1 protein-coding gene is annotated in these 255 nt (G+C 34.1%); it reads right to left on the bottom strand.

Annotated elements, in window-relative coordinates; all coding sequences use genetic code 11:
* Positions 1-14: 14 nt before the first annotated feature.
* The coding region (gene tnpA, locus HXW94_RS19135; RefSeq protein ID WP_178368449.1) for an IS200/IS605 family transposase at positions 15-255 on the bottom strand (241 nt) is incomplete at its 5' end.

Raw genomic sequence — 255 nt, 5'->3', positions numbered from 1 at the left:
TGAATTGCCGCTTTTTAGCCTTGCTGTTCAATATACCTCTTAATTGTTTCAATTGAAGCATTACCAATTGAGCAACAAAAATATCCATCACTCCAAAACACTTTCTTTTTCCAAAAATGTTTTTCAAGTTTTGGAAACGCATCCCATACTTTTTTAGTACTTTGCTGTTTTAGCCTTCTGACAATTTGACTGACGGAAAGTTTAGGCACACTGTCAATCATTAGGTGAATATGATCTGTATCAACTTCTATCTCT

The organism is Desulfobacter latus (assembly GCF_013389365.1).
GTDB classification, from domain to species: Bacteria; Desulfobacterota; Desulfobacteria; order Desulfobacterales; family Desulfobacteraceae; genus Desulfobacter; species Desulfobacter latus.
This window is presented reverse-complemented; position numbering and strand designations above follow the sequence as displayed.